The following is a 19,804-nucleotide window of genomic DNA, read 5'->3' on the forward strand; positions in this document are numbered from 1 at the left end:
GACGGCTCCTGCGATCGGGTTCAGAAGCGGCCACCTCCTCGGCGCATGCGGGTGCCGCCGCCACCGAAGCTGCCGGGGCGGAATCCGCCGCCGCCGGACGAGCGGCCGCCACCTCCCAGCATGCCGCCGAGACCGCCGCCCATGCCACCGCCGAATCCGCCACCGGAGCGGCCGCTGTTCAGCACGGAGTTGAGCACGATGCCGCCGAGCACGGCGCCCAGCATGCCACCGCCGGACTGGCCGCCGCCGGGCTGCCCGCCGAACATGCCGCCCATGCCGCCGCCGAACGCGCCGACGTCGTTCTGCGCGAGCTGGATGGCCGCACCGGCGAGCTGGTCGGCGCGCTGCGCCTGCTGCATCGCCTGCTGCGGATCGCCGGTCTGCAGGCCCTGAGCCCGGGCGAGCGACGCCCCGGCCTCCGCGAGCCGCGTGCGGGCCTCGGCGCCGACGGCACCGCGCCGTGCGGTGATGTAGTCCTCGGCGGCCGACACCTGGGCCTGCGCCTGCATGATGACCTGGCCGACCATCTGACGGGCACGCTGCTCCTGCGCGGCGGCGTCCCGCACGCCCTGGACGAGCGTGTCGATCTGCGTGTTCGCCGCTTCGAGGGTCTGGAGGGCCGCGAGCGGCCTCTTGGCGGGTCCGGTGAGCTGAGCGCGGGCTGCGTCCACCTGCTGCCGCGTGGCGGCGACGACGCCCGCGAGGCGTCCGTCGGTGTCGGGGAGCGCGGAGGCGACGGCGATGTCGCTCTCGAGCTCGGCGACCAGCGCCGCGGCGTTGCGCTCTCCCTCGGCGAGGTCGGTCGCGAGCTTGTCGATCGCATTCTCGAGCAGCGCGGCCTGGCCGACCGCCTCCTCGGCCGCCCGGATGCCGACGGCGGCCTCGCCGCCGTCTCCGGCGCCGATGGCTGCCTGCGCCGCGTTCAGCTGCTCGTCGGCGAACGCCAGGCGCTGGCGCGCCTGGTCGGGGTTGTCGGCGACGGTGGCGAGCGCCTCGGGGGCGTACGCGGCCTGCAGCGTCTGCAGCTTCGCGGCGGCCGCGTCGAGTGCCGCGGCCGCCTTCGACCGCTGCTCCTGCACGCGGGCGAGCGCCTCGGGCGCATTCTGCTCGAGCTTGCGCAGCTCGTCGAACGCGGCCGCCTTCTCGTCGAGGAGTGCGTTGGCCGCCTCGCACAGCGCGATGATGCGCTCATTCCAGGCGCGGGTGTCCTGCTCCGAGTCGGGGATGTGGTCGTCGAGCTTCTGCTTCAGCCCGAACGCCTCGTCGAGGCTCTGCTGGGCGGTCACGAGCGCGGCCTCGAATTCGGTGGTCGCGGCGTCGCCGAACTGGGCCTTGGCGAAGGCCAGCTCCTGCGTGCTGGTCTTGAGCGCGTCGTCGGTCTCGACCAGAAGAGACGACGCACGGCGCTCGAGGTCCTCGATGCTCGGCTGCGGTGGGCCCGCGGGACCGCTCGTCACCTTGCCGCGCTTGCGGCGTCGCAGGAACATCATCAGCAACAGGATGCCCACGCCCACGACGACGATCACGAGCAGCCAGGTGAACCAGCCGGTGCCGCCCGACGACTCGCCACCGGGGGCGCCTGAGCCGCCGCCCTGCGCGTCCGTGATCCCGTTCGCCGCGGCGTCCACGGCACCCAGCCAGTCGTCCTGCGCGAGCGCGGGCTGGATCTGCTGCTGCTCGATGGCGGCGATCTGGTCGGGGGTGAGGGGTCCTTCCGAGTCCGCCGACAGGTAGTACTGGCGCGCCTCTGTCGCGACGGCGAGGAGGTACTGACTGACGCCGAGGCCGTTGTCGGAGGCCGTCTGGTTCGCCCAGTCCGCGGCGTCCGCCGGGTCGGTGAACTCGTCGACGTACACCACCCAGAGGTCGAGGCCCGTGTCGGTCTTGAGCTGCTCCAGCCGGCTCTGCGCCTCGGACTCCTCGGCCGCCGACAGGACGTCGGCCTCATCGAGCACGTAGGCGGTGCCGAGCGCGACCGGGGGAGTGGCGACTGCCGACGCGCCTCCGATCGCCGTGGCCACGACCACCGCAGCGGACGCCAGCGCTGCAGTCCATCGCAGTCGCATCGATCCCCCCTCTGGGACTCGGGTTCCCCTTCCCGCGAGTCTATTCAGGCGCGGGGATACGACGATAGCCCACGACCCCCGGCGCTCATGTGTGTTCGCCGAGAACGTACTCACCCGCGAGGCAGTGGGGACGGATGCCGCGGCCGGCGCCCGCGCCGGGTGCGACGCGCGGCCGGGCCGTAGGCCGAAGGGTGCAAGGCGGGTCGCTCCCGGTCGGGGCGCACGACGGAGGGTAGCCTGGCCGATCCGGAGGAGGACCATGGACGATCGCTACGGCGCCGATGTGCTGGCCACGGGCTGGAAGGGCCACGGGGTGCGCGAGCTGCCGCGGGTGGCGGCATCCCGTGATCTCGTGGTGGAGGTGGCCGACGACGGCTTCTGCGGCGCGGTCGTCGGGTCGGCGAGCGGCATGGTGGAGCTCGAGGACCGGCGCGGCCGTCGCCGCATGTTCCCGCTCGGTGCCGGCTTCCTGATCGACGGCAAGGACGTGGTGCTCGGCCCGCCGGCGGCCGCCCCGGCGCAGACCGGTCCGAAGCGCACGGCCTCGGGCTCGTTCGCGGCGCCCGAGTCGCGCGCGCGCACGGCGCGCGCGAGCCGCATCCTCGTCGAGGGGCGGCACGACGCCGAGCTCGTCGAGAGGGTGTGGGGCGACGACCTGCGCGAGGAGGGCGTCGTCGTGGAATACCTGCAGGGGATCGACCTGCTGGAGGCCGCGCTCGACGAGGAGCCGCCGTCCGCCGAGCGGCGCTACGGCGTGCTCGTGGACCACCTCGTGCCCGGCTCGAAGGAGTCGCGCATCGCGGACGCGATCGCGCGGACCCGGCACGGCGCGCACGTGCTCATCGTCGGGCATCCATGGGTCGACGTCTGGCAGTGCGTCACGCCGCGGGCGGTGGGCATCCCGCGCTGGCCGGACGTGCCCCGGGGGATCGAGTACAAGGTGGGCGTGTGCCGGGCGCTGGGCTGGCCGGCGCGAGATCAGGCCGACATCGCGCGCGCATGGCAGCGCATCCTCTCCTCGGTGAAGAGCTACCGCGACCTCGAGCCCGCGTTCCTCGGGCGCGTCGAGGAGCTCATCGACTTCGTCACCCTTCCCGGCTGACCCTCGCAAGCGGACGCTGCAGTCTCCCGCGACCGCTGCACGGATCGGCGCAGCGCTCGCAGGAAGCTGCAGCAGTGGGCTCGCACCGGGGCGCACGGGGCTGCGCCGGGCCGCGGTGGCACACAAGCGAGCGGCCGGACGGTCTGGGTAGCCTGGAGTGGTGAGTGACCCCGCCGTGCCCGAGACCCGTACGTTCCGCGAGAAGCCGGTGTCGTTCGTGCGGCGGAGCGGGCGGATGTCGGAGGCTCAGGAGCGCGCCTGGACCGAGCTCGCGCCGCAGTTCGTGATCGAGGTGCCGCGCGATCGCGCGGCCACCAGCATCCTCCCCGACTCGGCGATCGATCCGGTCGCGGTGTGGGGCCGCACGGCGCCTCTCGTCGCCGAGATCGGATCCGGACAGGGGCACGCCATCGTGCACGCCGCGTCGTCGCGGCCCGACACCGACTTCCTCGCCATCGAGGTGTTCCGGGCGGGGCTCGCCCGCACCATGCTCGACGCCGAGCGTGCCGGAGCCCACAACCTCCGCCTCGTCGAAGCGAACGCACCGGAGGTGCTGCAGCATCTGCTGCCCCCGGCATCCGTCGACGAACTGTGGGTGTTCTTCCCCGACCCGTGGCACAAGAAGAAGCACACGAAGCGGCGCCTGGTCGCCGACGGCTTCGCGTCGATCGCGGCGGGGGCGCTGAAGGACGGCGGGATGCTGCGCCTCGCGACCGACTGGGAGGACTACGCGCTGCAGATGCGCGAGGTGCTGGCGGCGGCGCCGGAGTTCGAGGCCGCCTTCGAGGGCGATTGGGCGCCGCGCTTCGACGGTCGCGTGCTCACGGCCTTCGAGCGCAAGGGCGCGCGCGTGGGACGCGACATCCGCGATCTCGCGTATCGCCGCGTCGCCAGGTCATGAGCGGCGCGCCGGACCCGACGGGCCCGGACCCGCTGCCCGAAGCGGCTCCGGCCGCGCGCCGCGATCCGTGGCGGTTCGTGCGGCCGCTCGCGCACCGCGACTTCCGCATGCTCTTCGGCGCGGTGGTGCTCTCGATCTTCGGGGCCGGCATGTGGGCCGTCGTCATGGTCTACACGGTCATCGGCGCCGGCGGCGGGCCGATCGAGCTGTCGGCGGTGGCCGCGGCGAACGCCGTGGGGCTGCTCGTGTGCGCGATCCCCGGCGGCATCGCCGCGGATCGCATCCCGCGCAGGCTCCTGCTGCGAGTGGTCGAGCTGGTCAACCTGCTCGCGATCACGTCGATCGCGGTGGCGGGCGTGTTCGGTGCCGTGACCATCCCGCACCTGGCCGTCGTCGCCTTCGTGCTGGGCGCCGGCGCCGGCTTCTTCTTCCCCGCGTACAGCGCGATCCTGCCCCGCATCCTGCCGCCTGCCCAGCTGCTCGCGGCCAACGGGCTGGAGGGAGCGATCCGTCCGGCCCTGCAGCAGGCCGCCGGACCTGCGGCGGCGGGCGTGATCGTCGCCGCGGTGCTCGCGCCCGCGCACGCCGCGTGGGGAGTCGTCGCCGCCCACGCGGTCGCGCTCGTGCTGCTGATGCTCGTTCGCCCGGAGCCGCCCGCGGCGCCGGGAGAGGTGCACGAGCCGCCCGAGGGGGTGCGGGGCGTCCTCCACGATCTGCGCGAGGCCGTCGGGTTCACGGTGCGCACGCCGTGGCTCCTGTGGACGCTGCTGTTCGCCACCGGCTGGGTGCTCGTGTTCGTCGGGCCGGAGGAGGTGCTGCTGCCGTTCATCACGCGCGAGCGGGTGGGCGAAGACCCACGACTGTTCGGCTTCCTCCTCGCGATCTACGGCGTAGGCGGCGTGCTCGGGTCGATCGTCGTCTCGTCGATGAAGCTGCCCCGGCGCTACCTCACGGTGATGATGGGCGTATGGGGCATGAGCACACTGCCCTTCGCTGTCGTCGGGATCACGCACCAGTACTGGCTCATGGCGCTGTGCCTCTTCATCGTGGGCTTCGGCTTCAGCTACGGCAACGTCATCTGGGGGACGCTCCTGCAGCGGCGCGTGCCCCGGCACATGCTGGGGCGCATCTCGAGCCTGGACTTCTTCGTCTCACTCGCCCTCATGCCGCTGTCGATGGCGCTCGCCGGCCCCCTCGCCGAGGTGATCCCGATCCAGGCGATCTTCATCGCCGCCGGCGTGATCCCGCTCCTGCTCGGCGCGCTCGCGTACGTCGTCGCGCGCATGCCGCAGGATGAGATCGCCCATCCGCTCGACCACTGATCGTCCCCCGACCCCTCAGGAGCCGCCGCGCATGCCCGCACACCCCGATGTCGCCGTCGTCCCGGTGGTCCGAGCCTGGTCGTGGCGGCTGGTGCCGGCGCTCCTCGTGTGCCTCGCGGCGCCGGCGTTCTTCGTGGCGCGGATCCCGTGGCTCGGCTGGGTGCTGCTGGCGGCCGGTCTTCTCGCGGCCCTCGTCGCGGAACGGACGGATGCCGCAGCAACGCCGGCCGCGGCTGCAGACGCGTCTCGGCCGGGCGCGGCGGGCACCGCGGCCGCCGGCATCCGTCCTCCGTCGCTGCTGCGGGATCTGTCGCTCATCGCGGTGGGCATGCTCATCGTCAGCGCGATCCCGCTCAAGGCCGAGCTCGACAACCTCGCGATCCTGCGATTCGCCCTCGCCCTCGGCGGGGCGGTCGCGGTGCCGTATGCGATCTCGCGGTGGGTGTACCGCGATCGCGCCATCCGCTTTCCGTGGAGCGGCGGCGGACGGTGGACGAGGTTCCAGTGGACCTGGCTCGTCGGCGTGCTCCTGCTCGCCTGGCTGATCCTGCCGTTCTACTTCATCACGTCGGGCGTCTACCTCAACTGGCCTGTCGTCGACACGCCGGAGCTGATCGCGCGCCTGTTCGTGGGTGTGGGCGCGGTCGGCATCTGGGACGAGCTCTTCTTCATCTGCACCTGCTTCGCGCTGCTGCGCCGGCATTTCCGGTTCTGGCAGGCGAACGTGCTGCAGTCGATCGTGTTCGTGTCGTTCCTGTGGGAGCTGGGCTACCAGGCCTGGGGGCCGTTCCTCACGATCCCGTTCGCGCTGCTGCAGGGGTTCATCTTCATGAAGACGCGTTCGCTCGCGTACGTGGTGACCGTGCATCTGCTCTTCGACGCGGTCGTGTTCCTCGTGCTCGTGCACGCGCACAATCCCGGCATGCTCGACTGGCTCTTCCTCGTCTGACCCTGGCGTCTGACCCTGCTCGCGGGGCTGCACAGGGGGTGACCAGGCGGGGCGGGTAGGCTCGAACGCGGATCCCGACCGGATCCCCGGACGACGGATCAGTACCCGGTACGCGACAAGACTGGCCAGGAGGCACAGTCATGTCGTGGGTCATCCTCATCCTCTCGGGCGTGCTGGAGGCCGTGTGGGCCACCGCGCTCGGCAAGACCGAGGGCTTCACCAAGCTCTGGCCGACCGTCGTCTTCGGCGTCTCGCTGGTGCTCAGCATGGGCGGCCTCGCGTGGGCCATGCGCGACATCTCGACCGGCACCGCCTATGCCGTGTGGGTCGGCATCGGCGCGTCGCTCACGGTCGCCTACGCGATGATCACCGGCGACGAGTCGTTCTCGTTCGTCAAGATGCTGCTGATCCTCGGGCTCGTCGGCTGTGTCGTCGGACTCAAGCTCGTCGGCCACGAGTGACGAGGAGACGGATGCCGCGGCTCGGCGCCTGCGCCGGGCCGCGGCATCCGTCCCGCGCGGATTTCATGAGAGCTCGATGAGAACCCTGAGGCGCGGTCTGGAACTGCGCGGGGGCGTGTGTGAGCATCCCACGCAGGAAGCCGGTGACAGAGGGGTCGCCGGCGGAAGGGCAACACCATGCCGAGCAGAACCAGGCGCACCTGGGCCATCGCCACCGCGGCGGCTCTCACGGGCGCCGTCGCACTGGCCAGTCCCGCGTATGCGGCACCGAACAACAACTCGGTGAAGAAGATCGAGAAAGCCGTCACGCTCGAGGGGGTGATGTCGCATCTCGAAGCATTCCAGGACATCGCCGACGAGTACGGCGACCGCGCCGCGGGGCGCCCGGGGTATCGCGCCTCGGTCGACTATGTCGTCGCCCAGCTCGAGGCCGCCGGGTACACGCCGGAGGTGCAGGAGTTCGAGTTCCCGTACTTCGAGGAGAACTCCGAGCTCATCCGCGTGGCGGGCGGGGTGACAACCGAGTTCGTCGACGGTGAGGACTTCCTGCGCAACAGGTTCGACAGCGGCAGTCCCGAAGGCAGCGCGACCGGATCGCTGGTGCTGGTCGACCTCGCGTCGCCCGACAACACCAGCGGATGCACCGTCGCCGACTTCGGCGACCTCCCCGACGACTCCGTGGTGCTCGTCCAGCGAGGCGGGTGCGGGTTCGCGGTGAAGGCGCTCAACGCCCAGCAGGCGGGAGCGGAGGGGGTCATCATCCGGAACAACCCCGGTGACGACACCCTGATCAACATGATCGGCGACGCGACGGGACTCACGATCCCCGCGGTGTTCGTCACGCACTCGGTCGGCGTGGACCTCGCCAGCACCCCCGGCGCCACGGTCACGGTCACCGTCGACTACGAGCAGGACACCCGCCTGGCGTGGAACGTGCTCGCCGAGACCGGCTCGGGCAACGATGACAACACCGTCATGGCAGGAGCCCACCTCGACAGCGTCCAAGACGGCGCCGGCATCAACGACAACGGCTCGGGCAGCGCCGCGCTGCTGGAGACGGCCATCCAGATGCAGAAGACCAAGCCCAACAACACGGTGCGCTTCGCCTGGTGGGGTGCCGAGGAGGAGGGCCTGCTCGGCTCGGAGCACTACGTCGCCGAGCTGTCGGACGAAGAGATCGAGGACATCGCCCTCTACCTCAACTTCGACATGATCGGTTCGCCCAACTACATGTTCGGCATCTACGACGGAGACAACTCCGGCGGCACTGCCGCACCCGGGTTCATCCCGGAGGGGTCGGCACAGATCGAGGACGTGTTCGAGGCGTTCTACGACGGCCGCGACCTGCCCTCGCAGGACAGCGAATTCTCCGGACGCTCGGACTACGGCCCGTTCATCGCCGTGGGCATCCCGGCCGGCGGACTGTTCACCGGCGCCGAGGTGGAGAAGACGGCTGCGGAGGCGGCCCTCTACGGCGGCGTCCCGGGCGCCTCGTACGACCCCTGCTACCACCAGCCGTGCGACAACCTGACCGGCGAGGGACAGGATGACGCGCTCTACGACGCACTGCGCGAGGACTACGACCTCGTGGGCAACATCAACACGTTCGCGCTGGACGTCAACTCCGATGCCGTCGCCGCGGCAGTGATGACGTTCGCGTTCGACACCTCGACGGTGAACGGGGTCAGCACCCCGGGCAAGTCGCACGGTGCGGGCAAGAGCATGGACGCGATGAAGGAGCGCTTCGCGGAGTGATTCTGAGGCGGGCTCGCCCGCTTCGCATTCGACGGCCGTCCCGGGTCAGCCCGGGGCGGCCGTCGGCTTCCGGTGGTCTGCGACGTCGGGGAGCCGTCCTCCGCGACTCGATTCCTCACCTTCAACCTGACGTCGAGATGACTTGTGCGTGAACTCTTGACGCGGCACCTGCGGGGGAGGACATTCAGTAGTGCGACAGACAACAGAAACGCGGAACCCGAAAGGGAACCGGACACAGAAACCGGAAATCGCACGACGATCCCCCCGGCGCTTCGGCACCGAGGGGATCATCATTTTGCGCCCGGCGTCGCCGGGGCTCTCGACCGAAGCCGGAGCCCCGGCGAGGCTCGCGAAGGCGCGGCCCTGCGCTCGTAGTCTGACGACGTGGATTTCAGCCAGTTCCTGAGCACGCCGATCACCTGGTGGCAGGTGCTCTGGGCGGTGCTCGCGCTCCTCGCCGGGTGGATCGCCTCCCGAGTCGCGAGGCGCGCCGTCACCGACCTCATGGCGCACGTGCCCACGGCGACGCCCGCCGCGACGCGGTTCGCCGCGCGGTTCGCCCAGTACACGCTCCTGCTTCTGGGCCTGGGCATCGCCCTGGCCTTCCTCGGGGCGAACGTGCAGCCCGTGCTCGCGGTCGTGCTGATCCTCGTCGTCATCGCGGTGCTCGTGCTGCGCGGTGTGGCCGACAACTTCGCCGCCAGCGTGCTCATAGCCACCCGCAAGCCGGTCGTGATCGGGGAGGAGATCACGGTCGAGGGACCGGACGGCAAACCGATCACCGGCACCGTCGTCGAGCTCAATTCGCGGGCCGTCGTCTTCACCACGCCCGATGGGCGCACGGCGCACGTGCCGAACGCGAAGCTCCTCGCCGAGACGCTCGTCAACAACTCTCGCCACGGCGGCCGGCGCAGCGAGGTGCAGGTGCGCGTCGAGCGCGGCGGTGCTGCGCTGTCCGAGATCACGGCCGTGATGACGGATGCCGCGGCCTCCGCGGACGGGGTTCACGCCGAGCCGGCCGTCGGCGTGCTGGTGACTGCCGTGTCGGATGCCCGCCTCACCGCGCGCGTGCAGTTCTGGCACGACTCGCCGCGCGGCCTCACCGCGACCTCGGCAGTGGTCGCTGCCGTCACAGAAGGGCTCGCCGCTCGCGGCTGGACCGCGACCGTCACCAGTGAGGCCGTCGCGCCCCCGCTCGTGCCGGGCGACCCGGTATGACGCCCGGGACCTCTGCCAGAGTTGGATCCGACCGTGGCCACAGATATCCAGGAGACGGCATGCAGCGACCTCTCGCCGGGCTGACCGCACGCAACCTCGTCACGGAGCTCACCGCGGGCGTCACGCTCCTCGCGATCGCAATCCCGCTCAACATCGGCTACGCGCAGATCGCCGGCCTGCCGCCCACCGCGGGCCTGTACGCCCTCATCGTTCCGACCATCGTCTACGCGCTGGTGGTGTCGTCCCGGCAGGTGGTGGCGTCGCCGGATGCGGCGGCGGCCGCGCTGGTGGCCTCCTCGATCGGCGGTCTCGCCGCAGCTGGAAGCGCCGATTACGCGACCCTCGCGCTCGCCCAGGCGATCATCTGCGGCGTCCTCTTCGTGCTGATGTCGATGTTCAAGCTCGGCTTCCTCGCGAACTTCCTGTCCAAGCCGATCCTCGTGGGCTTCGTCGGCGGTCTGGCGCTCGACATCCTGGTGAGTCAGATCGCGAAGATGCTCGGCGTCAAGATCGACTCGGGCGGCGAGTTCGTCGACAAGGTCGTCGGTCTGGTGTCGAACCTCGAGACGATCAGCGCGTGGTCGGTGGTCATCTCGGCCGTGTCGGTCGCGGTGCTCCTGGTGGGCAAGCGGTTCCTGCGGGCCGTGCCGTGGGCGCTCGTGGTGCTGATCCTGTCGACGCTGCTGGTGGTGCTCGCAGGCCTCGACCAGCGGGGCGTGGATGTCTTGGGCGAGGTGCCCGCGGGGCCGCCGACGCTCACGTGGCCGATCATCGACTGGCAGCTGTGGCTCGCACTCGTGCCGTCGGCGATCGCCCTCACGCTGGTGACCACGGCGGAGGGCCTGCTCGTCTCGCGGTCGTATGGCGAGAAGCGCGGCTACCCGTTCCGTGCCAACCGCGACCTGCTCGCCTTCGGCCTCAGCAACGTCGCCGCCGGTGCGCAGGGCAGCTTCACGATGGGGGCGTCGACCTCGCGCACGGCTGCCATGGACCAGGCGGGCTCACGCACGCAGCTGCCCTCTCTCGTCCTCGCCGCCGGCACACTCCTGCTCCTGCTCTTCGGCACCGCGCTGCTGGCCGACATCCCATCGCCGGCGATCGGCGCCGTGGTCGGCGTCGCGATCCTGCCTCTGCTGGGCATCGGCGAGTTCCGTCAGCTGTGGCGCCAGGATCGCTTCGAGTTCGCCATCGGCGCGGTGTGCTTCCTCGTGACGCTCTTCATCGGGGCGATCCCGGGCATCGTCGTCGCGTTCGTGCTCGCTCTGATCAACCTCGCCAAGCGCGCCGCCAACCCCGCGATCGACGTGCTCGCAGCCGACGACGACCCGAAGGAGTCACTCCTGGAGGACGCACCCGCCGGCGGCACGACTGCGCCGGGCGTCGTCGTGGTGCGCATGGCCGCTCCGCTGTTCTTCGCCAACGGCACGGTCTTCGGCTCCGCCGTCAAGCGCGCAGTCACCGGCGCGAGCGAGCCGGTCCACCACGTGGTCGTCGATATGGAGGCCGTCACAGACATCGATGTGACCGGCGCCGAAGCGTTCGAGGCGCTCGAGAAGTGGCTGGAGGACCAGGGCATCGGCCTGGCGTTCAGCCGGGTCAGGACGCCGACGCGGGCGCGCCTGGAAGAACTGGGACTGCTCGCGGGACAGACCTTCTTCACCACCAACCGCGCCGCCGTCGCCGCGCTGGTGACCCCGGACGCAGCGCCGCAGGACGGCGCCGGGCAACTGCCCGACGCTTCGGGACGTACCGGATGAGGACGTGCAAGGGCACCATCGCCGCCTAGCAAAGGCCCCGGAGAGGGTCAAGGCTGTCCCCGGCATCGCGCAGGCAGGCGAGACTGGGGCCATGAGCCGGTGGCGACGCGCGTGGAGCGTGCCCCTGCTGGTGATCGCACTCTGCGCTGCCGGATGCGGCGTCACGGTGCCGACCGACCCGCAGGGCACACTCGACCGCGTGCGCGGCGGAGAACTGCGCGCCGGCGCTTCGCCGTCGGGCGAGCTCGTCACCGTCGACGGGGAAGACGTGGGCGGCAGCCTCGCCGAGCTCGTCGAGGGCTTCGCCGAGTCCGTCGACGCGAGGGTCACGTGGACCGTGGGCAGCGAGGAGGACCTCGTCGACGCACTGGAATCGGGCGAGCTCGACCTCGCCGTCGGCGGCATGACCGACGCGACGCCGTGGACGCAGCGGGTCGCCGCGACGAGGGGATACGAGTCCATCCGCGGGGCGCACGGGCCCGTCGTGCTGCTGGTGCCGCTCGGCGAGAACGCGTGGCAGGCGGCACTCGAGGGGTACCTCGACGAGGAGGTGGCGCCGTGAAGACCATGGGCCGCACCGATCTGCCGCCTGCTCAGCAGAAGGCGCTGCGCAGCGCCATCCGCTGGGAGTGGTTCACGATCGGGTACACGCTGGTGACCATCGGGCTGATCGCCCTCGTGGTCGGCGGCTCGCAGGCGATGAAGACCGCCTGGATCGAGGACATGCTCTCCCTCATTCCCCAGATCTCTTTCCTGGTCGCGCTGCTGTTCATCCGCCGTCGCCCGACGCGCGCATTCCCCTTCGGCTACCACCGGGTGATGGGGGTGGGCCACCTGGTGGCCGGAGTCGCCCTCCTCGCCGTGGGCGGAAACCTGGCTTACGAGGCGATCAGCGGCCTGGTCCGCGCCGAGCACCCCTCCATCGGCACGGTGCAGGTGTTCGGCCAGACCGTCTGGCTCGGCTGGTTCATGGTCGCCGTCATGAGCGTGGTCGTGATCGGCCCCTTCTTCTACGGGCGCGCGAAGGCGAAGCTCGCGCCGACGCTGCACAACAAGGTGCTCTACGCGGATGCCGACATGGCCAAGGCCGACTGGACCTCGACGGTGGCATCCATCGTCGGTGTGCTCGGTGTGGGGATCGGGCTGTGGTGGCTCGACGGTGCAGCCGCCCTGTTCATCTCGCTGGGGATCATCTGGGACGGCTGGCGCAACTCCCGAGGGGCCGTGCGCGATCTCATCGACCAGCGGGCCCGCACCGAGGACGATGCCCGACCGCACCCCTTGATCGCACGGGTCGCGAACCGCGTCGACGAATTCGGGTGGGTGCGCGAGAGCGCCGTGCGCATGCGCGACATGGGGCAGGTGTTCCATGTCGAGGTGTTCGTCGTCCCCGCCCGGGAGGAGGTGACACTCGCCGAGGTCGAGGAGGCGCGTGAGGCGGTCGCCGCGCTCGACTGGAAGGTGCAGGACGTCGTTCTCGTCGCCACCTCATCGCTGCCGGACGAGGCCGAGCGGGCCAGTACGCAGTCGTCGTCCCGCGAGGCGTAGCAGCGGCATCCGCTCGTCTCAGCTCGCGGTCGGGGGTCCGCCGTCCGACCACACTTCGTCAGCCGATACGGAGTCGGGTGCCTCGTCGGGAACGGGCACGATCGCCAGCGGCACGCCGGGAGTCAGGAGCAGGTGCGCGGCGCGCATCATGCCCTCGCCGTCGTTGACCTCCAGCCAGTGGGTGCCCGCGCGCAGGCCCGCCTCCACCTCCTGCCGGAGGTCCTCGAGCCGTCGCCCCCCGACGCTGTAGTGCTCTCCGCCGTAGAAGATGTCGATCCGCTTCATGATCGCTCCCGTCGCCGTCCCCATCTCAGCGGCAGCTCGCGGCATCACGAAGCGTCTTGACAGCGGCCCTGCGGAGGCATAGACCGAGGTTCGCTCGCTCCAGCATCCGCACGCCGTCTACGCCCTCCGGTGCTCGCCGTCAACCCCTTCGTCTGTGCGCGTCGCCCGCCCTTAGCGTGCCACCACCGCCCACTTCTCATCGGGCGGAGGAGGCGATCATGCGCAAGCAGACAAGGACGTGGGTGGCCGCCGGCGCCATCGCACTGCTGGCCGTCACCGGCACAGGCTGTGCCGTCGGAACGGGCGGAGCCGGCGACGACGACGCGGAATACGACCCGGATGCCGACCTCAGCGGATCGATGTCGGTGATGGGCTTCTCGGGCGTCGATGAAGTCGCGACCAGCAGGCTCGACTACGCCGAGGAGCAGCTCGGCGAGGTGGAGGTCAACCTCTCCGAGGGCGAGCTCGACCTGCAGCAGTTCCTTTCCGCCGTCGCGACGGGCGAGCCGCCGGACATCGTCTACGCCAACCGCGACCAGATCGGCTCGCTCGCCGCGCGCGGCGCCGTCATCCCGCTCGACCGGTGCATCGACGGCGAGGGCATTCCGACCGACGAGTACGTGGAGGCGGCTCTGGCCCAGGTCACGCTCGACGGCACGGTGTACGGCATCCCGGAGTTCAACAGCGTGCAGCTGACGATGGCGAACGCTGATCTCCTCTCGGCCGCAGGCCTGAGCGTCGAGGACGTCAACGGCTCGAACTGGGAGGCGATGAGCGCCGCGAACCAGGCGCTGTCGGTCTCCGACGGTGGCAACATCCAGGTCATCGGCGTCGACAGCAAGCTGCCCGAGTTCCTGCCGCTGTGGGCCAAGGCCAACGGCGTCGACCTGATCTCGGAGGACGGCAAGACCGCGCAGCTCGACGATCCCGCCGTGGTCGAGGCGCTCGAGTGGGCGGTGTCGATCTACGAGGCGCAGGGCGGGTTCAGCGCCGTCAAGGCGTACCGCGACTCGGCCGATTTCTTCGGCGAGGGCAACCAGTTCGCGACCAGCGTGCTCGGGGCGATGCCGATGGAGCAGTGGTACGTCAACGTGCTGAACGACGTCTCACCCGATGCCCCCATGGCCTTCGACACCGTTCGCACCCGCGAGGGCGAGACGCTCGCGTACGCCTCCGGCTCCGCGTGGGCGATCCCCAGCGGCAGCGCGAACCCCGAGGCCGCCTGCCGGTTCGCCCGGGCCATGACCTCCACCGACGCCTGGCAGGCGGCGGCCGAGGCCCGGCTCGAGGCGCGCGAGGCCGAGGACAAGCCCTTCACCGGGATCCTCACGGGCAACAGGGCGGCCGACGAGATGGTCCGCGACATGACGACGTCCGGCGGAGAGCCGTGGGACACGGCGGTCGCGAAGATGTACGAGGCCAACGAGGCGACGTTCTCGCTGCCGGCCAACCCGGCGGACGCCGAGTTCAAGACGGCGATGTTCGACGCCGTCAACTCGGTGCTCGACGGCAACGCGACGCCGCAGGAGGCACTCGCGACCGCGCAGGAAGAGGCCCAGTCCGCGCTCGATGAGGCGTGGTCGGAACTCGAGGCGGAGGAGTGATGTCGGCGTCGACGCTGACGGCTCCGCCGCCGGCCCCGCCGGCCGACCGCTTGCGGGCGCGCCGGCGGGCCCGACGGCGGTACGTCGGCTCGGCGCTGCTGTTCCTCAGTCCTTGGCTGATCGGCTTCGGGGTGTTCACCGCCTGGCCGCTCATCTACAGCGTCTACCTGTCGCTCACGGACTACGACGTCATCAACAATCCCGAGTTCGTCGGCATGGACAACTACGTCCAGCTGTTCGAGGACCCGAAGATCGCGCTCGCCCTGGGCAACACCCTCATCTTCACGGCGGTGCAGGTGCCCCTGTACGTGCTGGTGTCGCTCGTGCTGGCGCTTCTGCTGAACAAGGCCGGACGCAGCGCGGGCTTCTTCCGCACGATCTTCTTCCTGCCGAAGATGACCCCGCCGGTGGCCGTCGGGATCCTGTTCCTGCTGCTGTTCAACGGTCAGAACGGCCTGTTCAACACGGTGCTGGGCTGGTTCGGCATCGACGGGCCGTCGTGGACGACGGATGCCGCGTGGGTGAAGCCTGGTCTCATCATCATGAGCCTGTGGACGGTCGGCGCCTCGGTCATCATCCTCCTCGCGGCGCTCCAGGCGGTGCCCGACGAGCTCTACGATTCGGCGCGGATGGACGGAGCCGGATTCTGGCGTCAGTCGCTGTCGGTCACCGTCCCGATGATCAGCCCTGCTCTGTTCTTCATCGTCGTGGTCAACACCATCGCCGGGCTGCAGACCTTCGATGAGGCGTATACGGCATTCTTCGGCGCGGGCAATACGACCTACAGCAACGACGCGGCGCTGTTCTACGTGATCTATCTGTTCCAGCAGGCGTTCGAGTTCCTCCACATGGGCTACGCGTCGGCGATGGCCTGGGTGCTCTTCGCGCTCATCATGGTGGTCACCGTCATCCAGATCGTCGTGTCGCGCCGCGTCGTCTACTACGAGGGGGAGGAGCGGTCATGAGCAGGGTGCTGCCGCCCGGCCAGTCCACTCCCGAGGAGATGGGCGCCCGTCACCCCAGCGGGCCGATCGACACCGCCGAGTCCGGCTCGCGCGCGACGGGGGCCGTCGAAGCCGGGAGAGGCCCGGCCTCCACGGCCGGGCGTGCCCGGCGTCGGCGGCGCGTGCGCACCGCGCTCGTCATCACGGCGCTCTCGCTGCTCGCGGTGGTCTTCGCCTACCCCTTCGTATGGCTGGTCAGCGCCTCGTTCAAGCCGCGCAGCGAGGTCTTCGACAACAAGCTGATTCCCGAGACCTTCACGCTGGACAACTACGTGCAGGTGTGGGAGACGGCGCCGCTCGCGCTGTGGCTGTGGAACACGCTGCTGGTCACGGTGCTCGCCGCGACGACTGTGACGCTGTCCAGCGCGATGGTGGCGTGGGGCTTCTCCTACTTCCGCTTCCGCGGACGCGGAGCCCTGTTCGGCGTCGTGCTGGCCACGATGATGCTGCCGGGCGCCGTGACGATGATCCCGACGTTCCTGATCTGGAACGCCCTCGGTTTCGTGGGCACGCTCGTCCCGCTGTGGGCGGGCAATCTCTTCGGCAGCGCCTTCTACATCTTCCTGCTGCGGCAGTTCATGCTGGGCCTCCCGCGCGAGTTCTTCGAAGCGGCACGCGTGGACGGGGCGTCCAACTGGCAGATCTTCTGGCGGATCGCGCTGCCGCTCAGCAAGCCCGCGCTCGCGGTCACCTTCGTGTTCGAGGTGCAGGCGGTGTGGACCGACCTCATGCGGGCGCTCATCTACCTGCGCGACTCGTCGGATTTCACCGTGCCGCGAGGGCTCAAGTCGCTCGTGGACGCCTTCGGATTCGGCGGCGAATGGCACTGGGAGCTCATCGTCACGGCGAGCGTCATCGCGACGGTCCCGATGATCATCGTGTTCTTCGTCGCCCAGCGGCAGATCATCCACGGGATCAGCGCGGGCGGGGTGAAGGGCTGACCGGGCGCCGGTCAGCCCTCTCAGCCGACGAGGTCGTGCTCGTCCTCGTGCTCGACGTGCGGCATGGCGGGTTCGGGCACCAGATACAGTCCGGCCGGCGAGTTCGCCGTATGGGCCAGCGCGTCGATCCATGCCGGATTCAGCTGCGGCTTGCGGCTGCCGTAGAACTTGTAGACCAGCGAGCATCGGGGATGCACCCAGATCGTCGTGCGTCCGTCGCCGATGCTCGCATCGTCGCGCCACGTGAAGTGGAACGGCTCTCCCCGCCTGAGTTTCGTGCCGATCACCAACTGCAGGTGAGCGAGCGTCCTGTCGTCGAAATCGACCTTGACAGCCCCTTCATAGATCAGCTTGCCCATGGTGGGCCTCCGTCCGAAGACTGCCGGCGTCCGGCGCGGTTGGGGGTCGCAACGAGGCGGACGTCGATCAGGCTCCGTGTCCATGGTCCTCCCAGGGACGGTGCCTGGCTAGGGCTTGACACCCGGTTCAGCGGGCCTGCTGTCCGTGGATCCCCCCTCTCCTGCGCTGACGGAAGGTGGCTCGTCACTCGCTCGACACGGACGACTCGTGGTGCGGTGCTCCGACGGGCTTGGACTCGCTCGAGCCGCGCTGGCGGAGGAAGATCGACAGCGCGATCATCGCCCCGACGGCGAGGAACTCCGACTGCCAGTTTTGCAGCGTCCGGTTCCAGAAGTCCGGTGTGCCGACGTACTGGATCCAGGTGATCGCGGGCTGCCCGTGCTCGGCGTTCTCGGAATTCATGACCACGGTGCCGGCCAGCGACTGCGCCAGCCACGAGAGCACGAACACGGCGCCCATCACGAGCAGCAGCGAGTTGGAGAAGATCGTCTGCCGGATGCCGCGCGCACGGGCCCACGAGGGCGAATCCGCCCGGGCGTGCTCTCCGACCAGCTGCTCCTCATCCGTGCCCGGTCCTTCATCGCCGGGCTTCTTGGACTCCGGGGACCCCCGCTGGACGAGCCAGATGGTCGCCGCGATGAACAGGAAGAACTGCAGGAACTCCGACTGCCAGTTCTCGGCGACGTCCACGACGAACTCGGACGAGCCGATGAAGGCGAGGAAGCTCTCGGCGGCCTGGCCGTGCTGCTGGAGTCGCTCGTTGTTCTCGAGCCACCCGGCGACGGACTGTCCGGCCAGGGCGAGCACGAACAGGGCGCCGAACAGGAAGCTGAGGGCGTTGTCGCGAAGCGGGCGCATCGTCATCGCCCCATCAACGGGATCGCGATCATGTACGCCAGGCCCGCCGCGAGCACCGCGATCCATGACCAGAACACGACCGCCTCGCCCCGGCGGGCGCCTTCCTCTTCCGGAGTGAAATCCACCATCTCGATCTCCCTTCGTCCCGTGCGGCTCGGTCGACGACATGCTGGCCACCACCTGCCGCGGCGGAAAGGTGCTTGACAGACGAACGTCGATCGGTCACGGCCAGGGCAGGTCCACCCGCGGATGCCTTCGATCCGCCCACCCCCTTTCCCCGCGACGGGCGCGGGGTTAGCGTCGAGGGGGCGGGGAGACCGGCGGGAGTCGGACGGAGGAGCCGCAATGGCACACATCGAAGTGCTCTACGGGAGTCAGACATTCACGATCGTCGACCGCACCATCGACGACGTGCAGAGCCACATCGACGCCGTCCTGGCCACCGGCACCTCGGGATGGATCTCGGCCTTCGACGGCCACGGGCCACGTGCCCCCGTCCGCCTTCTCGTCACCGCCGGCGTGCCCATCGCCCTGACCTTCGTCCCCTCGGACGACGAGCTCTGAAGCATCGGCGAAGCGACAAGGCCGGCTCTTGCGAGCCGGCCTTGTCGTGTTGCGCCCCCGACAGGAATCGAACCTGCGACCTTTGGTACCGGAAACCAACGCTCTATCCCCTGAGCTACGGAGGCGTGCCGATCGAGATTACCACCCTCGGCGGGGTGCGCCCGCCAGGTCAGGGGATGGCGGGGGTGCCGTCGTGCGGGGCGTCGGCGACGATGGCCGGCTGCCCCTCGAGCCGCTCGACGGCACGCGCGACCCTGTCGGCGAGGTAGGCATGGCCCGCGGTCGACGGGTGGTCACGGCCGACCGGGCCGGTGTCGATGACGTCGAGGTAGTTCGCCGTCGTGATCCAGTCCTCGGCGATGGGGGAGATGTACCACCAGCCGCGCGCGGCGGCCAGCGCGCTCAGCTCGGCGTCGATCTCCCTCGTCGCGCTCTGCACGGGGAGCACCTGCGGAGACGGGCCCAGGATCACGATGTCGGCGTCGGGATAGGTGGAGGCGAGCGCATCCCACGCGGCGGTGACCGCCTCCCGGTATCCGGCCGGGTACAGCTTGCGGTCGTTGATCGAACCCTCGACGAGGATCAGGTCCGGCGCGAGGGCCGGGTCCAGCGCCGCGATCCGCTCGCCATAGGACGGTCCGTCGAGGCCGGGCTTGAGGTAGCCGCTGCCGCGGACTCCGTCCACGATCGTCTCGACGCCCAGCTGGCCGGCCAGCAGGTACGCGAATCCGAGGGTCGGCACGTTCGCCGCCGAGCCGTACACCCACGAGTCGCCGAAGACGAGCACGCGCGCACCCTCTTCGAGCGCCAGCGGAGCGGGAGGGACGGATGCCGCGGCCTGCGCCTCGCCTTCCGCCGCAGCGACCGGGCGCACCGGCTCGGACGGGGCTCCCCAGGGCCGGAGGACCGCCACCGTGCACACCGCGGCGACGGCCAGCGCGGCGGCCAGCAGGGGAAGCCAGAGCCGCTGTGCGCGGGTGCGGCCGGGCGCGTGCATGAGAAGAGGGTAAGTCATCTCCCGCCGACCTCCGCACGCGGGGTGCGATCTGGGGAAAAGCAGGGGTCGATCCTGAGCTTCGAGGGCGCTTCCAGCACACTCACGGCGGCCG

At 70.2% G+C, this 19,804-nt stretch carries 20 protein-coding genes, 1 tRNA gene and 1 riboswitch; of the genes, 14 read left to right on the forward strand and 7 right to left on the reverse strand.

Annotation, left to right across the window (positions count from 1 at the left end; translation table 11 throughout):
• Positions 1-20: 20 nt before the first annotated feature.
• Entirely contained in the window at positions 21-2,066 is a 2,046-nt protein-coding gene (locus tag IM767_RS18365) for a TPM domain-containing protein (RefSeq protein WP_109210022.1), read from the reverse strand.
• Between the two features lie 259 nt (positions 2,067-2,325).
• Here IM767_RS18365 and IM767_RS18370 point away from each other — a divergent pair, with 259 nt between their 5' ends.
• The 10 genes from IM767_RS18370 (at position 2,326) to IM767_RS18415 (ending at position 13,079) form a co-directional block, all read left to right on the forward strand.
• A complete protein-coding gene (locus tag IM767_RS18370; protein WP_109210023.1) occupies positions 2,326-3,168 on the forward strand; it encodes a DUF3097 domain-containing protein in 843 nt (280 codons plus the stop codon).
• Positions 3,169-3,328: 160 nt separating this feature from the next.
• Complete coding sequence (gene trmB, locus IM767_RS18375; RefSeq protein WP_109210090.1) at positions 3,329-4,069, forward strand: tRNA (guanosine(46)-N7)-methyltransferase TrmB; 741 nt, start codon at positions 3,329-3,331, stop codon at positions 4,067-4,069.
• A gap of 107 nt (positions 4,070-4,176) precedes the next feature.
• Complete coding sequence (locus tag IM767_RS18380) at positions 4,177-5,391, forward strand: MFS transporter (protein WP_422613786.1); 1,215 nt, start codon at positions 4,177-4,179, stop codon at positions 5,389-5,391.
• Between the two features lie 31 nt (positions 5,392-5,422).
• Entirely contained in the window at positions 5,423-6,340 is a 918-nt protein-coding gene (locus tag IM767_RS18385; protein WP_109210024.1) for a CPBP family intramembrane glutamic endopeptidase, read from the forward strand.
• 65 nt (positions 6,341-6,405) lie between these two features.
• A riboswitch (guanidine-III (ykkC-III) riboswitch) is annotated at positions 6,406-6,470 on the forward strand.
• A gap of 10 nt (positions 6,471-6,480) precedes the next feature.
• On the forward strand, positions 6,481-6,801 hold the full coding sequence (locus IM767_RS18390) for a DMT family transporter (RefSeq protein ID WP_109210025.1): 321 nt from the start codon (positions 6,481-6,483) through the stop codon (positions 6,799-6,801).
• A 177-nt stretch (positions 6,802-6,978) separates the two neighbouring features.
• Positions 6,979-8,556 (forward strand): M20/M25/M40 family metallo-hydrolase, encoded by a 1,578-nt coding sequence (locus tag IM767_RS18395; RefSeq protein ID WP_109210026.1) that lies wholly within the window; start codon positions 6,979-6,981, stop codon positions 8,554-8,556.
• Between the two features lie 384 nt (positions 8,557-8,940).
• Positions 8,941-9,774, forward strand: coding sequence for a mechanosensitive ion channel domain-containing protein (locus IM767_RS18400; RefSeq protein WP_109210027.1), 834 nt, complete (start codon positions 8,941-8,943; stop codon positions 9,772-9,774).
• A gap of 59 nt (positions 9,775-9,833) precedes the next feature.
• On the forward strand, positions 9,834-11,531 hold the full coding sequence (locus tag IM767_RS18405) for a SulP family inorganic anion transporter (protein WP_109210028.1): 1,698 nt from the start codon (positions 9,834-9,836) through the stop codon (positions 11,529-11,531).
• A 91-nt stretch (positions 11,532-11,622) separates the two neighbouring features.
• Positions 11,623-12,093, forward strand: a complete 471-nt coding sequence (locus tag IM767_RS18410; protein WP_109210029.1) for a transglycosylase SLT domain-containing protein — start codon at positions 11,623-11,625, stop codon at positions 12,091-12,093.
• 5 nt (positions 12,094-12,098) lie between these two features.
• Positions 12,099-13,079 (forward strand): cation diffusion facilitator family transporter, encoded by a 981-nt coding sequence (locus IM767_RS18415; RefSeq protein WP_109210092.1) that lies wholly within the window; start codon positions 12,099-12,101, stop codon positions 13,077-13,079.
• An 18-nt stretch (positions 13,080-13,097) separates the two neighbouring features.
• Here the strand turns inward: IM767_RS18415 and IM767_RS18420 are convergent, their stop codons facing one another.
• Positions 13,098-13,409 (reverse strand): hypothetical protein, encoded by a 312-nt coding sequence (locus IM767_RS18420; RefSeq protein WP_239453259.1) that lies wholly within the window; start codon positions 13,407-13,409, stop codon positions 13,098-13,100.
• Between the two features lie 173 nt (positions 13,410-13,582).
• On the opposite strand from IM767_RS18420, the gene IM767_RS18425 reads away from it, so the two are divergent.
• Genes IM767_RS18425 through IM767_RS18435 form a run of 3 tightly spaced genes read left to right on the forward strand, consistent with a single transcriptional unit; the run spans position 13,583 to position 16,913 of the window.
• Complete coding sequence (locus IM767_RS18425) at positions 13,583-14,968, forward strand: ABC transporter substrate-binding protein (RefSeq protein ID WP_109210030.1); 1,386 nt, start codon at positions 13,583-13,585, stop codon at positions 14,966-14,968.
• The gene (locus IM767_RS18430) at positions 14,968-15,933 is read left to right on the forward strand and encodes a carbohydrate ABC transporter permease (protein WP_109210031.1); all 966 of its coding nucleotides are present in this window, start codon (positions 14,968-14,970) and stop codon (positions 15,931-15,933) included. Before IM767_RS18425 ends, IM767_RS18430 begins: the two co-directional genes overlap by 1 nt.
• Positions 15,930-16,913, forward strand: a complete 984-nt coding sequence (locus IM767_RS18435; protein WP_239453260.1) for a carbohydrate ABC transporter permease — start codon at positions 15,930-15,932, stop codon at positions 16,911-16,913. Before IM767_RS18430 ends, IM767_RS18435 begins: the two co-directional genes overlap by 4 nt.
• A gap of 20 nt (positions 16,914-16,933) precedes the next feature.
• On the opposite strand, the gene IM767_RS18440 is transcribed toward IM767_RS18435, so the two are convergent.
• The 3 genes from IM767_RS18440 to IM767_RS21070 all read right to left on the reverse strand — a co-directional run bounded on the left by IM767_RS18440 (position 16,934) and on the right by IM767_RS21070 (position 18,259).
• On the reverse strand, positions 16,934-17,272 hold the full coding sequence (locus IM767_RS18440) for a DUF7882 family protein (protein ID WP_109210032.1): 339 nt from the start codon (positions 17,270-17,272) through the stop codon (positions 16,934-16,936).
• A 184-nt stretch (positions 17,273-17,456) separates the two neighbouring features.
• Positions 17,457-18,131 (reverse strand): DUF6766 family protein, encoded by a 675-nt coding sequence (locus IM767_RS18445; protein ID WP_109210095.1) that lies wholly within the window; start codon positions 18,129-18,131, stop codon positions 17,457-17,459.
• Positions 18,132-18,133: 2 nt separating this feature from the next.
• Entirely contained in the window at positions 18,134-18,259 is a 126-nt protein-coding gene (locus tag IM767_RS21070; RefSeq protein WP_275426017.1) for a hypothetical protein, read from the reverse strand.
• A gap of 217 nt (positions 18,260-18,476) precedes the next feature.
• On the opposite strand from IM767_RS21070, the gene IM767_RS18450 reads away from it, so the two are divergent.
• Positions 18,477-18,695, forward strand: coding sequence for a hypothetical protein (locus tag IM767_RS18450; protein ID WP_109210033.1), 219 nt, complete (start codon positions 18,477-18,479; stop codon positions 18,693-18,695).
• A gap of 52 nt (positions 18,696-18,747) precedes the next feature.
• On the opposite strand, the gene IM767_RS18455 is transcribed toward IM767_RS18450, so the two are convergent.
• A tRNA-Arg gene (locus tag IM767_RS18455) sits at positions 18,748-18,820 on the reverse strand.
• A 44-nt stretch (positions 18,821-18,864) separates the two neighbouring features.
• Positions 18,865-19,692 (reverse strand): SGNH/GDSL hydrolase family protein, encoded by an 828-nt coding sequence (locus IM767_RS18460; RefSeq protein ID WP_239453261.1) that lies wholly within the window; start codon positions 19,690-19,692, stop codon positions 18,865-18,867.
• Between the last annotated feature and the right edge of the window lie 112 nt (positions 19,693-19,804).

It is taken from the genome of Microbacterium ureisolvens (assembly GCF_015278315.1).
GTDB lineage: Bacteria > Actinomycetota > Actinomycetes > Actinomycetales > Microbacteriaceae > Microbacterium > Microbacterium ureisolvens.

Excerpts from the sequence above, each read along its gene's own strand:
- IM767_RS18445 (WP_109210095.1), bottom strand. The coding sequence starts at position 18,131 with ATGCGCCCGCTTCGCGACAACGCCCTCAGCTTCCTGTTCGGCGCCCTG.
- IM767_RS18430 (WP_109210031.1), top strand. The coding sequence starts at position 14,968 with ATGTCGGCGTCGACGCTGACGGCTCCGCCGCCGGCCCCGCCGGCCGAC.
- IM767_RS18385 (WP_109210024.1), top strand. The coding sequence starts at position 5,423 with ATGCCCGCACACCCCGATGTCGCCGTCGTCCCGGTGGTCCGAGCCTGG.
- IM767_RS18410 (WP_109210029.1), top strand. The coding sequence starts at position 11,623 with ATGAGCCGGTGGCGACGCGCGTGGAGCGTGCCCCTGCTGGTGATCGCA.
- IM767_RS18435 (WP_239453260.1), top strand. The coding sequence starts at position 15,930 with ATGAGCAGGGTGCTGCCGCCCGGCCAGTCCACTCCCGAGGAGATGGGC.
- IM767_RS18380 (WP_422613786.1), top strand. The coding sequence starts at position 4,177 with ATGCTCTTCGGCGCGGTGGTGCTCTCGATCTTCGGGGCCGGCATGTGG.
- IM767_RS18390 (WP_109210025.1), top strand. The coding sequence starts at position 6,481 with ATGTCGTGGGTCATCCTCATCCTCTCGGGCGTGCTGGAGGCCGTGTGG.
- IM767_RS18395 (WP_109210026.1), top strand. The coding sequence starts at position 6,979 with ATGCCGAGCAGAACCAGGCGCACCTGGGCCATCGCCACCGCGGCGGCT.
- IM767_RS18440 (WP_109210032.1), bottom strand. The coding sequence starts at position 17,272 with ATGGGCAAGCTGATCTATGAAGGGGCTGTCAAGGTCGATTTCGACGAC.
- IM767_RS18460 (WP_239453261.1), bottom strand. The coding sequence starts at position 19,692 with ATGCACGCGCCCGGCCGCACCCGCGCACAGCGGCTCTGGCTTCCCCTG.
- IM767_RS18370 (WP_109210023.1), top strand. The coding sequence starts at position 2,326 with ATGGACGATCGCTACGGCGCCGATGTGCTGGCCACGGGCTGGAAGGGC.
- IM767_RS18415 (WP_109210092.1), top strand. The coding sequence starts at position 12,099 with ATGGGCCGCACCGATCTGCCGCCTGCTCAGCAGAAGGCGCTGCGCAGC.
- IM767_RS18450 (WP_109210033.1), top strand. The coding sequence starts at position 18,477 with ATGGCACACATCGAAGTGCTCTACGGGAGTCAGACATTCACGATCGTC.
- IM767_RS21070 (WP_275426017.1), bottom strand. The coding sequence starts at position 18,259 with ATGGTGGATTTCACTCCGGAAGAGGAAGGCGCCCGCCGGGGCGAGGCG.
- IM767_RS18405 (WP_109210028.1), top strand. The coding sequence starts at position 9,834 with ATGCAGCGACCTCTCGCCGGGCTGACCGCACGCAACCTCGTCACGGAG.
- IM767_RS18420 (WP_239453259.1), bottom strand. The coding sequence starts at position 13,409 with ATGCCGCGAGCTGCCGCTGAGATGGGGACGGCGACGGGAGCGATCATG.
- IM767_RS18425 (WP_109210030.1), top strand. The coding sequence starts at position 13,583 with ATGCGCAAGCAGACAAGGACGTGGGTGGCCGCCGGCGCCATCGCACTG.
- IM767_RS18365 (WP_109210022.1), bottom strand. The coding sequence starts at position 2,066 with ATGCGACTGCGATGGACTGCAGCGCTGGCGTCCGCTGCGGTGGTCGTG.